The 12,869-nt window shown below is 71.1% G+C and carries 15 protein-coding genes; 7 read left to right on the top strand and 8 right to left on the bottom strand.

Annotation, left to right across the window (positions count from 1 at the left end):
- The 4 genes from ACZ4UB_RS08260 to ACZ4UB_RS08245 form a co-directional block, all read right to left on the bottom strand.
- A partial coding sequence (locus ACZ4UB_RS08260) for a polyketide synthase dehydratase domain-containing protein (protein WP_468069067.1) occupies positions 1–1,049 on the bottom strand: 1,049 nt, incomplete at its 3' end.
- Positions 1,050–1,410: 361 nt separating this feature from the next.
- The gene (locus tag ACZ4UB_RS08255) at positions 1,411–2,136 is read right to left on the bottom strand and encodes a 4'-phosphopantetheinyl transferase family protein (protein WP_468069066.1); all 726 of its coding nucleotides are present in this window, start codon (positions 2,134–2,136) and stop codon (positions 1,411–1,413) included.
- Between the two features lie 79 nt (positions 2,137–2,215).
- Positions 2,216–2,389 (bottom strand): hypothetical protein, encoded by a 174-nt coding sequence (locus ACZ4UB_RS08250; protein ID WP_468069065.1) that lies wholly within the window; start codon positions 2,387–2,389, stop codon positions 2,216–2,218.
- Positions 2,390–2,811: 422 nt separating this feature from the next.
- Entirely contained in the window at positions 2,812–3,807 is a 996-nt protein-coding gene (locus tag ACZ4UB_RS08245) for a LuxR C-terminal-related transcriptional regulator (protein WP_468069064.1), read from the bottom strand.
- A 155-nt stretch (positions 3,808–3,962) separates the two neighbouring features.
- Between ACZ4UB_RS08245 and ACZ4UB_RS08240 the strand changes: the two genes are divergently transcribed.
- The 3 genes from ACZ4UB_RS08240 to ACZ4UB_RS08230 all read left to right on the top strand — a co-directional run bounded on the left by ACZ4UB_RS08240 (position 3,963) and on the right by ACZ4UB_RS08230 (position 6,796).
- The gene (locus ACZ4UB_RS08240; protein ID WP_468069063.1) at positions 3,963–4,580 is read left to right on the top strand and encodes a helix-turn-helix domain-containing protein; all 618 of its coding nucleotides are present in this window, start codon (positions 3,963–3,965) and stop codon (positions 4,578–4,580) included.
- Between the two features lie 54 nt (positions 4,581–4,634).
- Positions 4,635–5,483: an AAC(3) family N-acetyltransferase gene (locus tag ACZ4UB_RS08235; RefSeq protein ID WP_468069061.1), complete on the top strand. Its 849-nt coding sequence runs from the start codon at positions 4,635–4,637 to the stop codon at positions 5,481–5,483.
- Between the two features lie 479 nt (positions 5,484–5,962).
- The gene (locus ACZ4UB_RS08230; RefSeq protein WP_468069059.1) at positions 5,963–6,796 is read left to right on the top strand and encodes an alpha/beta fold hydrolase; all 834 of its coding nucleotides are present in this window, start codon (positions 5,963–5,965) and stop codon (positions 6,794–6,796) included.
- Between the two features lie 30 nt (positions 6,797–6,826).
- On the opposite strand, the gene ACZ4UB_RS08225 is transcribed toward ACZ4UB_RS08230, so the two are convergent.
- Positions 6,827–7,444, bottom strand: coding sequence for a TetR/AcrR family transcriptional regulator (locus tag ACZ4UB_RS08225; protein WP_467961456.1), 618 nt, complete (start codon positions 7,442–7,444; stop codon positions 6,827–6,829).
- Between the two features lie 193 nt (positions 7,445–7,637).
- Between ACZ4UB_RS08225 and ACZ4UB_RS08220 the strand changes: the two genes are divergently transcribed.
- From ACZ4UB_RS08220 to ACZ4UB_RS08210, 3 genes are all read left to right on the top strand, one after another.
- On the top strand, positions 7,638–9,101 hold the full coding sequence (locus ACZ4UB_RS08220) for an MFS transporter (protein WP_468069057.1): 1,464 nt from the start codon (positions 7,638–7,640) through the stop codon (positions 9,099–9,101).
- Positions 9,102–9,194: 93 nt separating this feature from the next.
- Complete coding sequence (gene ppnP, locus ACZ4UB_RS08215) at positions 9,195–9,479, top strand: pyrimidine/purine nucleoside phosphorylase (RefSeq protein WP_468069056.1); 285 nt, start codon at positions 9,195–9,197, stop codon at positions 9,477–9,479.
- Positions 9,480–9,525: 46 nt separating this feature from the next.
- Positions 9,526–10,239 (top strand): alpha/beta fold hydrolase, encoded by a 714-nt coding sequence (locus ACZ4UB_RS08210; protein ID WP_468069055.1) that lies wholly within the window; start codon positions 9,526–9,528, stop codon positions 10,237–10,239.
- 6 nt (positions 10,240–10,245) lie between these two features.
- On the opposite strand, the gene ACZ4UB_RS08205 is transcribed toward ACZ4UB_RS08210, so the two are convergent.
- A complete protein-coding gene (locus tag ACZ4UB_RS08205) occupies positions 10,246–10,788 on the bottom strand; it encodes a GNAT family N-acetyltransferase (RefSeq protein ID WP_468069054.1) in 543 nt (180 codons plus the stop codon).
- A gap of 176 nt (positions 10,789–10,964) precedes the next feature.
- Here ACZ4UB_RS08205 and ACZ4UB_RS08200 point away from each other — a divergent pair, with 176 nt between their 5' ends.
- Positions 10,965–11,237 carry a protealysin inhibitor emfourin gene (locus ACZ4UB_RS08200; protein WP_468069053.1) on the top strand — a complete coding sequence of 91 codons (273 nt, stop codon included), beginning with the start codon at positions 10,965–10,967 and terminating at the stop codon, positions 11,235–11,237.
- Here ACZ4UB_RS08200 and ACZ4UB_RS08195 read toward each other — a convergent pair.
- Together ACZ4UB_RS08195 and ACZ4UB_RS08190 are read right to left on the bottom strand one after the other, a co-directional pair.
- Positions 11,227–12,333 carry a C40 family peptidase gene (locus tag ACZ4UB_RS08195; protein WP_468069052.1) on the bottom strand — a complete coding sequence of 369 codons (1,107 nt, stop codon included), beginning with the start codon at positions 12,331–12,333 and terminating at the stop codon, positions 11,227–11,229. The genes ACZ4UB_RS08200 and ACZ4UB_RS08195 overlap by 11 nt on opposite strands.
- Positions 12,334–12,416: 83 nt before the next feature.
- The gene (locus ACZ4UB_RS08190; RefSeq protein ID WP_468069050.1) at positions 12,417–12,761 is read right to left on the bottom strand and encodes a rhodanese-like domain-containing protein; all 345 of its coding nucleotides are present in this window, start codon (positions 12,759–12,761) and stop codon (positions 12,417–12,419) included.
- Between the last annotated feature and the right edge of the window lie 108 nt (positions 12,762–12,869).

The raw sequence follows: 12,869 nt of genomic DNA, 5'->3' as shown, positions 1-12,869 counted from the left end.
TCGTAATAGCCCAGATCCACCTCCACATCAGCCGCCACACGCCCCAACGGCACCGCCACCAGATCCCGCAACACCGACACGAAATCACCACCGCCACCCACGGGCACGGCATCGGCGACGGGGATGGGGGCGGGGGCGGGGGCGGCGGCCGTGACGGGCGCGGCAACCGGCGCGGACACGGGCTCGGGCGCCGGGGTCCCGCGGACGTCGAGGGAGGACTGGGCCCGGACCCGCTTGGCCACGAACCGGCCGACCTCGGCCACCTTCTGCCCGGTCTCGTCGTAGAACTCGACCACCAGCCGGATGAGTTCCTCGTCCCGACGCACCGACTCGGCCGGGACCCGGACGAAGACGCGCTTGCCCAGCGGGCCCGCCGCCCGGAACTCCTCGAACATCAGCGGCAGGTACAGCCCCGGGCCGTCGTCGTCGCCGTGCAGCATGCCGATGGCGATGCCGCCGCCGAGCAGCCCGGCTTCGAACAGCGCGGGGTGGAAGAGGAAGGCCTCGGTGGTGCCGTGGTACTCGGGGGCCAGCTCCAATTCGGCGATCCAGTCGCCGGACCGGTGGTGCACCTGACCGCTGATCTTCATCAGGCCGGAGTGCTGGAGCTCGTGCTCCCGGCACCAGCGGTAGATGTCGGTCACCGGGGTCGCACCGGTCACCCCGTCCAGGGGGAGCGCCAACCGCTCGGTGAAGGCGGCCCGTTCCCGTCGGTGCGCGGCCACGACGGCGTGCAGGACGTCGGCCGAGTCCTGTTCGCGGCGGCTGCGGACCTCGATGCGCCAGCCGCCGCGCGGGGAGGGGCGGCCCTCGATGGTGGTCTGTACGCGCTCACCCGGTGCGGCGACGAGGGGCGCGAGGATGGTGAGGTTGCGCAGCTCGACGTCCGGCATGGCGTGGCCGTGCCGGGCGAGGACCTGGAGCACCAGGTCCACGTAGCCGACTCCCGGCAGCAGCGGCCGCCCGTAGACGACGTGGCCGTGGAGCAGGGGGTTTTCGGACGTGACCGTGAAGGTCTCGGTGAACGCGGGCGATTCGGATACGGCCATCGGTTTCCATCCCAGACGAGCGACGATCCGGCGAAGGGGCCCGATCGAGGCCCAGCCGGAAGAATTCATTCCGGAGTACGTGAGAGAACTCCGTCATTCTGATCGCCAGGATCTCCGCGCAAAGAAGCGGAACATGATCAATCAACCCGTCCAGGGCATGCCTCAATGGCGCCGGAAGCGACGACTGTCGACGGCGTCAGTGAAGGTGAGGCGCCCTGCGGACACCTGGCGGATACGGGCGGCAGCCCGGTTGACCAGCACTCCTGTAAACGGAGGTGGCCCCGTTACAGTCCGCAGACTCTCAAATACAGTCCCCCCGCGCGCTCGTCCGGTACGTGGCCGGATCTGACCCCCGTTACGCCTAGTTCCAGCCAAGGGAACTCCTCGCCAATTCATCTGGCGAGACGGCCAGTTGGAGCCTAGGCGAGTGATCATCCGGGCGCAACGAAATCCCGGGAAGATTGATCATTCCCAATGCGATTCCGGTCAGCAACAGTCCGTCCCGGTGCAGCCAGCGCCCCGAAAGACGCGAGACCCTGCGACCGGCGGCCACCGGTCCTTCGACCGTGAACCGCGCGGAAAAGCCGCCACCTGGGTCTATTTCGACCTCCGCACCGTCGAACTCCAGCATCCTCCCGGCGAGCGGGTACCAGATCTTGTAGACGGACTCCTTACAGCTGAAGAGCAATCGGTCCCACGGAACTTCTGGGTGTTGTTCGTCAAGTCGGGCGAGCATCGCGCGCTCCGAGGGCAGCCCGATCATTTGCAACACCCCGCTCGGCAGCGGCTCACTGACCTCGGCGTCGATGCCGACGGCGTGCACCCTGCTGGACCGGGCCACCGCGGCGGCGCGGTAGCCCTCGCAGTGCGTCATGCTCCCGACCACTCCGGTCGGCCAGACCGGGGCCCGGCCGGCGCCCGGCACGAGGGGCACCGGCGGGATGCCGAGCTGCCCCAGCGCCGTCCGGGCGGACTTGCGCACCATCGCGAACTCCCGGCGGCGCTCGGGAACCGCTCCGCCGATCGCCGCGCGCTCCACGGCGAAGAGTTCGGCCACGTCTTCGTCGACCGCGTCGATGGCGGCCACCTCAGCGGGAAGTATCTCCTCGATCACGAGCCTCCCCTTTCTTCACTTGTCGTCGTCGCAAAGCCGGTGAGGCGGGGGCTCAGTCCCAGATCATGGAGTTCGTCCCGGCGGCGGGGGTCGTGGTGGTGACCGTGGTGGGGGCGGCGGGGGTGACCGGATCCGCGGAGGCGCTCTGGGCCAGGAGGACCGGGGCGAGCAGCGCCGTGGCGAGGACCAGGGCCGTCTTGGCGGCGGCGGTCGTGTGACGGGACATGGAAGCTCCTTCGAGTAACGGGTGACAGCGACCCCGACGGCCATGCATGCCTGGCCGGTCGGGCTCTTGCTGTGCGGTTCTCTCGGGCGTCCCCGGCGATGTCTCCACTCTCGCCGGGCCGGAAGCGGCCCGGAAGGGCTACCGGCTTGCCGGAAGCGGCAGCTGCCGTTTCCGGCCTGGCCCACGCGTCGATGGGGAATTCCGCGATCCGTGACCGGAAACGCCGATGGGCCGACCCCCGCAAAGGGGGTCGGCCCGTCGGTGCTGCACAGGGGCGATTCCGCGTCGTCGCTCGGCGCTCTGCCCGGTGGTTCTTCCTTCCTTCCTTCCCCTCCCTCTCCGTCCCTCTCCGTCCCCTTCCGCCATGACGACGGGTCATTCCGGTCGACGGCCCTGTTCGGCCGCGCCCCTGTGGTGATCGTTCAGCGAGCTTGCACGGTCGGCAGCCAACCGTGCTGCACGGCGAGGGCCCCGGCCTGGAACCGACTGCGGGCGCCGAGCCGTTCCATCATGTCGTTGGCCACCCGGCGCGCCGTGCGCGGCGACACACCCAGCCGCTTGGCGATGGCGTCGTCGGTCATCCCCCGGTACAGGAAGGCCAGGACCTCGCGCTCCTGAGCGCTGAGCCCCGACTCGTCCCGCTTGTTCCCCTCCCCCAGGTCCGAGGCCGACGCCCACACCGTGTCGAACAGCGCGCACAGGGCGGTCAACGTGCCCTGCCCCGTGAGCACCACCGCGGCGTGCCGGGCCTCTTCGGCGTTGACGGGGATGAGCGCGGTCTCCCGGTCCACGATGACCATGCGCACCGGTAAGGACGGCACCGTGCGCACGGCACCGCCCCGCTCCCCCAGCCATTCTGCGTAGGCCACGGTGGGCGGACTGTTGCGGACGCTGTCCAGGTAGACCGTCCGCATCCGCACCCCGCGGCCGAGCAGTTCGGCGTCCAACGGCCTGGCGGTCTCCAGGCTTTCCTGCGTGTGCCCCCCGTTGGGGGCGAAGGTCATCACCTCGTTCCGCACCCGGCGGGTGAGCAGCGCGAGCCGGTCGCGGATCTGCTCGATGTCATCGAGGTGCTCGACACCCGGTTGCCGGGACGTGGAGCGCAGTTCGGAGAACTGGGCGATCAACTGGGCCGCCGCGGCGCGGGATTCCTCCACCCGTTGCCGCTGCGCCGCCAGGTCCGCCTGCTGCTTGGCCAGCAGCGCCTCCATGCCCAGTTCGGGCTCGACCGCGCGCAGCCCGTTCTCCGCGGACGGACGGACCAGCGATAATTCGTGCAGCCTGTCCAGTGCGGTCCGGACCGCGTGTTCCGGTCGCCCCAGGTGCTCGGCTAACGCGCCCACCCCTTTACCGGGATGGAGCAGCATCGCCCGGTAGACCTCTTCGGTCAGCGAATCTAATCCCAACAACCCCAGCAAGACGTCCCCCTCATCAGATTCAGATTGATCATGGCAGATTGATCTCAGCATGTCAGGGCCAGAACAGGTAATTGCCGGAACCGGCCAACTTCATCTTCTTGTTACGGCCGCACGGACAGACGATGTTCGTTCTCATGCATCTCGTTCACTTACGCATGGCCCCTTTAGACGGCCGTCAGCAACTGCCCCGGGACACCGCGGCCCAGCTGATGGCGCGCGCTGACGCGGACGACGCGCTGGAGCACGTCGCCGTCGCGGTCCCCGACCCGCACATGCCTCCCGTCATCGGTCTGTTCTTCTCCTGCGGTGCTCTCGCGGACGCGGAGACCGCCGCCTTGCGCCTGGCGCTGCGCGCCCTGCGCTCACCCGCCTTCGCCGGTTTCGCCGTCCTGGAGTGCGGGGCGGCCCTGATGGAGCCCCCGACCGGCTCCGAGGTCGGTACGGCTGACCAGCACCGGCAGGAGCCGCAGCCTCAGCCGCAGCCGCTCGCGGCGGAACCGCTCCTGCTGGAAGCGGACCGGGCGCAGCAGCCGAAGCCCGCCGCCACGGACCTCCACCTGCCGGACCGGAAGCACATGTTGGGGCCGGTTCGGGCCCAGCACTCCATGGAGTTGAAGAAGGCCTACCTCAACGGCGCGTCGATCCGCGAGCTGAGCGAGCTGACCGGCCGCTCGTACGGCTGGGTGCACCGGATGCTGGCCGAGGCCGGGGTGGCCTTCCGGCGGCGGGGCGGCCCGTCCGGTCCCGCCGAGGGCTCCACGGACGAGCACTGACCGGTTCCGCCATCCACGGCCGATAGAGCGACGCACGCAGAGACGAGGGACACCATGCCGATATCCGATGCCTGCCCGGACACCGTCCTCGACGAAGAATTCCTGAATCAAGAGTTCCGCTCCTTGGGCCTGCCCGAGGGAGCCGTCGTGATGGTGCACGCGTCGCTGTCCGCCTTCGGCCCGGTACGGCAGGGGGCCCACGCGCTGGTACGGGCGCTGCACAGGTGCGTCGGTCCGACCGGCACCGTCGTCGCGCCCACCTTCACGCCCCAGGTCCGCGACCCGCATCCGCACACGCCGCCCCTCCAGAACGCGCGGGCGGACGAGGACCGGCGCCACGTGCCGTACTTCCACGACGGGCTCCCCACCTCGATGGGGGCGGTGTCCAATGCGGTGCTGGCACTGCCCGAGCGTGTGCGCGGTCGCCATCCGCAGGTCTCGGTGGCGGCGGTCGGCCCGCTGGCCGCCGCGATCACCGCGGAGCAGCCGCTCCAGCACGCCTTCGGCCCGGACTCCCCCTTCGAGCGGATGTACGAACTGGGGGCCCACATCCTGCTGCTCGGTGTCGGCCACAACCGCAATTCCTTCCTGCACCACGCCGAGTCGCGCGTGCCCTGGCACCGGACCCAGGTGCGCCGGTTCCCGTACGAGATCCAGCACGGGCGGGTGTGGGTGGAGACCCCCGACGTCGCCGAGGACAACGGCCGGTTCTTCTCGCTGCTGGGCGCCGAGGCCGAGGCGGCCGGCCTGGTCCGCAGCCGCACCATCGGCTCCGCCCGCTGCCTCCTGATGGAGTCCCGCCGCTACACCGACTTCGCCGCGACCCGGTTGGCCGAACTGCTCGCCGAGGACGCCTGGGGGGCGGCCGCGGAGCAGGAGGCCGCCCTGGCCCGCGCCGCCTGACGCCCGGTGGCACGCGTGCGGCGCGACCGTGCGCGGCCGCCGTCCCCACAGAGCCTCCCGCCGCTTGACCGCGCACCGGTCCCGGCTCATGTGGCGCGCACGTGGGCCAGGAACAGCGTGAGGGAGAGACCGGCCGACGGGGAGGCGCGCGCGGATGTCGGTTCCTTTCCGATTCCAAAAGCTTTGCGCCGAGACCATACGCACCACGCGGAGGGGTCGACCACTCGCCAATGGCCCAATACGTCAGGTCGATTGGCTCGCCCGCATACCCGCATCGCGCATTTCGTCGGCACCCTCTCGGCGCGAATGCGGATTATCGGGGCGAATACCGGATTCCGGAGCGCGTCATTTCCCCCTCGGAATATGTCAAGTCGGCCGGAAAGAAGTGGAGTTCCGGGATGGGTTATCGACCGGAACCGATGGCGGTGACGACCCGCGCACGCGCGAACGCACGCGATCATGGAGCTAGGGTGCCCGGTATGAACGCCACGACCCTGCGCGGGACCACCCTCCACCACGACGATTTCGGCCCGGCGACGGGCCTGCCGGTGCTCCTGGTGCACGGCCACCCCTTCGACCGCACCCTGTGGGCACCGCAGGCCGAGGCGCTGAGCGCGGCCGGCTACCGGGTCATCACCCCGGACCTGCGCGGCTACGGGCTCAGCGGGGTCACCCCGGGCGCAGTGTTCCTCTCCGACTTCGCCGACGACCTCGCCGCGCTGCTCGACCACCTGGGCATCGAGCGCGCGGTGGTCGGCGGCGTCTCCATGGGCGGTCAGATCGCCATGGAGTTCCACCACCGCCACCCGCGGCGGGTGCACGCCCTCGTCCTGTCCGACACCTCCGCCCCGGCCGAGACCGAGGACGGCAAGGAGTTCCGCAACCGCCTGGCCGACCGGCTCCTCGCCGAGGGCATGGGCGGGTACGCGGACGAGGTGATCGACAAGATGCTGGCCGCCTACAACGTCGACGCGATGCCGGACGTCGCCGCGCGCGTGCTGTCCATGATGCGCGCCACCGACCCCCGGGGCGCCGCCGCCGCACTGCGCGGCCGGGCCGAACGCCGGGACTTCCGCGACACGTTGCCCGCCGTCCGGGAGCCGGTGCTGATCGTCGTCGGGGCGGACGACGCGTACACGCCGGTCGCGGACGCCGAGGCGATCCGGCGCCTGGTGCCCCACGCGTCCCTGGCCGTCATCGAGCGGGCGGGCCACCTGCCCGGCGCCGAACAGCCCGCGCGCTTCAACGCCGTCCTGCTCGACTTCCTCACCACCCGGCTGCCGAGCCCGCGCCCGGAGGCGTCGCCGTCGTAACCCCGCGGATGCGCGGCCGGGCCGCACCCCTCAGGGGTGCGGCCTGCGCAGGAGCGGAGGGGCGGGGTGCGAGAGGGGGCTGGCCGCGGTGGGGTTCAGGCCGTCCAGGAGCAGGGTCACGTAGCGGCGCCAGCCGCCCTCGGTCGGATCCATCGTCCACAACACGCTGACCAGCATGCTCATGATCCGCTTGAGGTCGTCGGGGACGAGGTCCCCGCGGATCACTCCGGCCTCCTGGCCCCGCACGACCAGCGGGTCGAGCGCGTCGAAGAAGCGCGCGCCCGTCTCGGCGGAGAAGACGCCCGCGTTCCGGGCGGCCGTGAGCACGTGGTACTCGTCGGCGGCCGACGTGAGGGCCGCCTCGATGACGACGCCGAGGCCGCGCCGCGGGTCCTCGTCGGCGAGCGCCCGGTCGATGACGGGACGGACGTCCTGCGTGAACTGCTGGTCGAGCACGGCTCTCAGCAGGGCGGCCTTGTCCGGGAAGCGGCGGAAGAGCGTCGCGATCCCCACGCCGGCCCGTCGCGCGATCTCGTCGAGGGGGGCTTCGGGGCCCAACTCGGCGTACACGTCGCGGGCCGCCCGCACGATCTTCTCGATGTTGCGCACGGCGTCGGCGCGCAGCGGTCTGGGGGTCTCGGTCGACACGCCTTCGACCATACAACCGATAGTCGGCCATCAGATCTGGTTGACACGTCACGCGTCACGAACTGATAGTTGACTACTGATTGTGGTGTGCGCCGACCCCGCGCCCACGCGCCGCCGGGCAGTTCCCTCCGTACCTCGCGGGTCCCGTGCCGTCCGGCCGGCCGGTCCTGCGCACACGCCCCGAGGACCCTCCATGCCACAACCGCCCACGGCTGCCCCGAACACCGGCAGGGTGATCGCCACGCTCGCGCTCGCGGGAGTCGCCGCGGCCGTCATGCAGACGCTGCTCACCCCGCTGCTCACCGACCTGCCGACCCTCCTCCACACCTCCCACTCCAACGCCGCGTGGGTCGTCACGGCCACCCTCCTGGTCGCCGGCGTGTGCGTCCCCATCAGCGGGCGCCTGGGCGACATGGTCGGCAAGCGCCGCATGCTGCTGGCCTGTTGCCTGCCCCTGATCGTCGGATCCGTGGTGTGCGCCCTGGCGAGCGGCGTCATACCGATGATCGTCGGACGCGGGCTGCAAGGCGTGGGCATGGGGATGATCCCGCTCGGCATCGCCCTGCTGCGCGACGTCCTGCCCGCCGAGAGGCTCAGCTCCTCCATCGCCCTGGTGAGCGCCTCCATGGGCATCGGCGGCGGGATCGGCCTCCCGGTCTCCGCCGCGATCGCGCAGTACGCGAACTGGCGCTTCCTCTTCTGGGGCGCGGCCGCGCTCGCGGTGGTCGTCGCCGTCATGATCGTGGCCTTCGTACCGGAGGTGCCCGCCGCGGCCAAGGGCCAGCGCTTCGACATCGTCGGCGCCCTCGGGCTGGCCGCGGGCCTGGTGTGCCTGCTGCTCGCCGTGTCCAAGGGGGCCGACTGGGGCTGGGGTTCGACCACCACGCTGGGCCTGATCACGGCGGCCGTCGTGATCCTGGCCTCCTGGGGCTGGTTCGAGTGGCGCACCGGCGACCCGCTGGTGGACCTGCGCACCACGGTCCGCCCGCGCGTGCTGCTGACGAACCTCGCCTCCGTCCTCATCGGCTTCGGCATGTACGCCAGCATGCTCGTCGTGCCGCAGCTGCTGCAGTTCCCCGCGGCCACCGGATACGGCCTGGGCCAGTCCATGCTGGCCGCCGGTCTGTGGATGCTCCCCGGCGGGCTGATGATGATGGTCGTCTCCCCCCTCGGCGGCAAGCTCACCAACGCCCGCGGCCCGAAGGTCACCTTGGTCGCCGGGGCGCTCGTCCTGGCGGCGGGGTACGCCGTCGCGCTGCTGCTGGCCTCGACGGCGCCGGGTCTGATGGTCGCCGCGATGATCATGAACAGTGGTGTGGCCCTGGCCTACGGCGCCATGCCCGCCCTGATCATGAGCGCGGTGCCGCTCGCCGAGACCGGCGCCGCGAACGGCTTCAACGCCCTGATGCGGTCCCTGGGCACCTCCGTCGGCGCCGCCGTCGTCGGCGTCGTACTGGCCCGGCTGACCACCACCGCCGGGGGCGCCACCTTCACCTCCGAGACCGGCTTCCGCACGGGCCTCGTCCTCGGCGGCGGCTTCGCCCTGCTGTCCGGCGCCGTGGCCGCCCTGATCCCCGCCCTCCGACCGGAACGCCCCCATCCGCACGACGCGTCGGACCCCGCGCCCGCATCCGCCCCCACCACCACGCGCGGGTGACCCCCTCCAGCTGTTTCCGGCCACCGCACTAGACTCCCCCTGACCAGCGCAAGGGGCTGGTCAGGCACACCGCTCGGCTTCCAGGAGACACCCGTGTTCAAGGTCAACGAGTACTTCGACGGGACGGTCACGTCCATCGCCTTCCAGGGTGGGCAGGGCCCGGCGACGATCGGCGTCATGGCCCCGGGAGCCTACGAATTCGCCACCGCCAAGCGGGAGATCATGCACGTCGTCAGCGGCGCCCTGATGGTCAAGCTCCCCGGCTCCGACGCGTGGGAGACCTTCCCGTCCGGCTCGCACTTCGACGTCCCCGCCGACAGCACCTTCCACCTCCAGGTCGAGATCGACACGGCCTACCTCTGCGAGTACCGCGACTGACCCGGGCAGGGGCGGGGCGCGACGGCCGCGGCGCTACGGTACGAGCATGGTGAATTTCGTGTTGGTAGCGGGTGCACGGCTCGGGGCGTGGGCGTGGGACGAGGTGACGCCGTGTCTGCGTGCGGCCGGGCACGGCGCGTACCCGTTGACACTGTCCGGCCTCGCCGACAAGCGGGGTGTCCCGGCGGGGCAGGCGACTCACGTCCAGGACATCGTCGCCGAGGTGGAACGCCACGGCCTACGAGACGTGGTCCTGGTGGGTCACAGCTACTCGGGCATTCCGGTCGGTCAGGCCGCGGAGCGGATCGGGGACCGGCTGGCCCGCGCGGTATTCGTGGACTCCAATGTTCCGACCGACGGCGAGTCGTTCGCCTCCGCCCGGCCGGACGGCGGAGCGGCGCTGAAGGCGTCGATCGCCGAAAACGGAGGGTTCTGGCCGCCCGCGCCGGCTTCTCACTACGAGGGCGAGGGGCTCACCGATGAGCAGATCGCACGCCTCGTCCACGGCTCGACGCCTCACCCGGGCGCTACGCTGACCGAGCCCGCCGTACTGGCGGGGCCGCTCAGCGCACTTCCGGCGACGTACATCCTGTGCGCGCTCGCGGGGGCCGAGCCCGAGGATGCCGAGCCCGACGAAGACGTGGCCGAGCTGGTGGACGGCGAGCACTGGCGGCTGATCACCATGGACACCGGGCATTGGCCGATGTTCTCCCAGCCCCGCGAGCTGGCCCGGATCCTCCTCGACACCGCCGTGGGGTGACGGGACCTAGAGCGGGTCCAGGATCATGAGGACTTCGTCGCGGTCGTCGTCCGGCGCGAGTCGGAGGGCTCCTGGCCATCGGCCGACCTCCCGCCAGCCGAGCCGGCCGTAGAAGGTTTCCAGGCCGGTGCCCGCGCGCGCCGCCAGGCGGAGTTGCTCCAGGCCCATCTCGTCGCGGGCGATCTCACGCACCCGGTGCATCAGCGCGGCGCCGACGCCGCGGCCGCGCATGCCGGTTCGGGTCTGTACGTGGTGGACGGTGCCCCAGTGGGCGATGAGCTCGAAGGTGTCCCGCCGGACGTTGAGCCAGCCGACCAGTTCACCGTCGACCGTGGCGGTCACCAGGCGGCTGGTATCGGGCGCGAGGGTGTCGACGAGGCGGTCGACGGCCGGGGCCACCCGGGCCTCGTCGACGGGTGGGAAGGGGAACCCGGCGGCCCCGCCCGCGTTGGTGACCTCGATCCAGCAGCCGGTGAGGGCACGGCGGAGTGCGGGTGCGACCTCGCTCGGGGAAACGACCTGCCGCATGCCGGGGGACGTACCGCTCATGTCGCGATGATCGCAGGCGCCGGCGCTTTTCGGACATCTTGCGCTCGATTGACCGCGGAGGGGCGCCTGGACGGCTTTTCCGGGCAGGCGCGGTGCTGGCGCGGTCGTACTCGGTCTCCGGGTCCCTCCCGGCCGCACGACCGACCGGACCGCGCCCCACTCAAGGAGGTCCCACCATGCTGATCACCGTCACCCGCACCGGCGGGTTCGCGGGCGTGGAGCGCACCGTTTCCCTCGAAACCACGTGCCGCACCGACGGGCCCGCGCTGGAACGGCTGGCCGAGCTCGCGTCGGACGACGGAGTCGCCGCGGGCCGGACGCCCGTACCCGACGGCTTCCAATACGTCGTCCAACTCGACGGCAAGCTGATGCAGTTGCAGGATCCCTACCTCACCGAAGAGCAGCGGCAGCTGGTCGACACCGTTCTGGCCGCCGCCGTCAGGAGCTGATGAAGCGCGTGGCACCCACGAACGGGCGGTTCGCGAGCGGCTCTTCCCGCACCTTCTCCCCGGTCTTGGGCGAGTTGATCATCATCGGCTCGCCCTGGGCGTTCCTGCCGACGTAGATGCCGATGTGGGTGACGCTGGACGTGCTGCTGCCGAAGCCCACCACGTCGCCGGGCCGGAGGTCGTCCGGCGACGTGATCCGCTCGCCCACGGCCGAGCCGGCCGGCGCCGCGCCGCCGCCCGCGTCGAACTGCGGCTGGCTGTCACGGGGGATCGTGATGCCGAGCGCGGAGTACACCTGGCTCGTCAGGCCCGAACAGTCGTAGCCGAAGCCGGCCGTGCCCGACCACAGGTAGTCCAGGCCGAGGAACTTGCGCGCCTCGGCGACCACGTCGTCGCCCGTCACCCCCGACGTCGGGACCTTCCCGAGGTCGGCCCGCTTGAAGTAGATCGGGCTACCGTCGTTCGCCCGGGCCTGCACCACGGAGGGAACGCCCGGGACCGGCTTCACGGCGAACTCCGTGTTGAAGGAGTACTCGACGCCCCCCTTGGGCCTCGCCCCCGCCTCCAGCGCCTGCCGAGAGCCGTAGCCCCAGGCCGTCGCGCTGGTGACGCGCTCCGCGATCGTGCCGGCCGGAGCCGCCTTCCGGACCTTCGTCAGCTGCCGGTCGGGCACCCAACCGGGGTAGCCGACCGGGTCCCGGGGCGTGGGCTGGCCGTGGACGACCACCTTGTCCCAGAGCACGCCGTCCTTGGTCATCGTGTCCACCACGGTGACCCGGCCTCCGTACAGGGCCTGCGTCTCCCCCGGGACGTCGCGACGCAGGTTGATGTCGGGGGCCATCGCGGCGAACCAGCCCCGGATGTCGACCGGGTTGGTGAGCGCCTTCGCGTCCACCGCCCGGACCTTCTCGGGACTCTCCCAGATCTGGGCGACGGACACGTCGACGTAGCAGGTCTTGGCACCCTTGCAGGCGGCCGGAGCCGCCGAGGACGACGGCGAGGACGAGGCGTCCATCGCGGAAACCTGAGGCGCCAGGGGGACGAGGGCCATGACGGCACCGACGGCAACGGGCAGTACGACTTTCGAGAGGGGCATACGACGATTGTCCTGCGCGAGCCGTGGTGGACCAGGGACCGATCAGCCGCCCGTGCGGCTGATTCAGGCCACGGGAGTCGGGATCAGCGGGTCCCGGCGGGGGCTCCGGCCTCGATGGGCAGACCGGCCTCCACCCAGTCCTGGATGCCCTCGCGGTACTTGCGCACGTCGGTGTAGCCCAAGGCGGTCAGCCGGTCGGCGACCTGCCCGCTGTTCGGGCACGCCGGGTTGGAGCAGTAGGTGACGATCGGGGCGTCCAGGTCGGGCAGGAGGGTCGGAGCCAGGGCGTCGACGTCCGCCCGTACGAGCTCCAGGGCGCCGGGCAGGTGCTGCTGGGCGTAGTACGCGCCGCCCAAGGTGTCGAGGACGGTCACGGCGCCGGCGTCGATCGCCGAGGCCAGCTCTTCGCGGGTGATGAGTAGGGTCATGCCACTGCCTCCCAGAGAAACGGACTATAGTCCTTTTACGAGTCGTGACAGTACCGGACCGTAGTCCGTTTCTGCAATGCCACGGGAAGACCGAGAGAGGGAAGGCCG

The organism is Streptomyces sp. NPDC028419 (assembly GCF_055565515.1).
Note: the sequence above shows the minus strand (reverse complement) of the source record. Positions and strands in the feature narration are given on the sequence as shown.